Here is a 1,399-nt window from a genome sequence, read left to right on the forward strand (position 1 = left end):
GTCCGCGACAAGGATAATCTCCCTGAGTATATGCAGGCTATTGAAGTGCCATCATCCGGCGCATTTAAATTCCCTGTTCCGGATCAAATTATTCAAGAGTTGATCAACCTCTCAGGTGAAAACATTAGCGTTGCTGGTGTACCTGCCAAGTTTGGCGGCTATAAGTTACTCATGTTGCCTAAGGGAAGCAGGTTGGTCGTAACGCTGCCAGACGATGCTCCCTTACCATCAGGCATCAGGTACGACGCGACGAGTAAAAACTTTACTGTGCCGAAGTTAGGTGAGGTTAAGTTGCCGTTATCAGTCAAAGTTACTCTGATGCGTGGCAATAAAGTCCTTAGTGAGAAGATCATGGTAGTTACGAAGTAACCACTGTAGTGCTTAGGCTATTAATACCTCAATGACGACTTTTGATTCTCTAAAAAATTTCAAAAACTTTGGAAAGGAGCTGCGGGAGGCGCGTGAGTCCCAGGGTCATAATCTGGCTATACTCGCTGCCCAATGTGATCTTTCGGTGGTGCTGCTAACAGCCATTGAAAAAGGGGACATCTCGCTATTTACTCGATCCCAATTAAACCTTCCTCAGGCAATCCGACTTTACGCTAAGGCATTGAATATTGACATCACCCACAACAAACAAATTGTCAGCCTCGTAGAGGATGATATTTATATACCGGAGTTCTTAAAAAAGAAGTAATGGGTTTTTGCTTAAAGCAGTTTTGCCTAGCATCCTCTCTATCCCTATTTAGTTGTGGTTTATTGGCTGCTGAAAGGCAGGCTATCGGCGACTGGCAATTGCAATCAACCTTAAACTCCATCGAGGCATCTACTAGTAATGGGGGAACTTCCTTTGGACTCTTTTGCCAAGCAGATCAATGCATGTTTTATTTGCACGATACCTTGATGTGTCAGCCCGGTGCACGCTCTCCAATTTTGATGAGTGGTGTCGGGAATGCAGCCTCCTTGAGCATTCAATGTACCCAGATTGGTGGAGTGCTGTTTCAGATACTGGAACCCTTTAATACTGTTTTCGATGAGCTCAAAAAGGGTGGGTTGGTGAGTTTTGCAGTGCCTTTACAAAACGGATCTTTTGGAGTGTCGCGCTTTAGTTTGAACGGCGCTACTGAAGCGGTTAGAAGGGCGCTACAAGAGGCTGGTAAAAGTAAGCAAACCCAACCGCCGGTATTGGTGGTACCGCCAGTTATTCGCATTGAGCCACCCAAATTGGGCATTCCGCCACCCACTCCACCAGTAGTGCCTGGCGCAAGGCGCCTACAAGACATCATGATTTGATGCCTTGGCTGGCTTACTGCGTAATTCTCGCGCGAGCCCTCAGATCTTTCACTGTCTCAACGAGGTATTGCTGCACATAGGCCTGGCGTAGCTGGGGTTTAGACTC

General features: G+C 46.7%; 3 protein-coding genes. All 3 read left to right on the forward strand.

Going from position 1 to position 1,399, the window contains the following annotated elements; all coding sequences use genetic code 11:
* On the forward strand, window positions 1–369 hold a 369-nt coding region (locus M2125_RS10900), incomplete at its 5' end, for a hypothetical protein (RefSeq protein ID WP_280742984.1).
* A gap of 31 nt (window positions 370–400) precedes the next feature.
* Window positions 401–697, forward strand: coding sequence for a helix-turn-helix domain-containing protein (locus M2125_RS10905; RefSeq protein WP_280742985.1), 297 nt, complete (start codon window positions 401–403; stop codon window positions 695–697).
* Entirely contained in the window at window positions 697–1,293 is a 597-nt protein-coding gene (locus M2125_RS10910; protein WP_280742986.1) for a hypothetical protein, read from the forward strand. Before M2125_RS10905 ends, M2125_RS10910 begins: the two co-directional genes overlap by 1 nt.
* Window positions 1,294–1,399: the final 106 nt, after the last annotated feature.

It is taken from the genome of Polynucleobacter sphagniphilus (assembly GCF_029892205.1).
GTDB classification, from domain to species: domain Bacteria; phylum Pseudomonadota; class Gammaproteobacteria; order Burkholderiales; family Burkholderiaceae; genus Polynucleobacter; species Polynucleobacter sphagniphilus.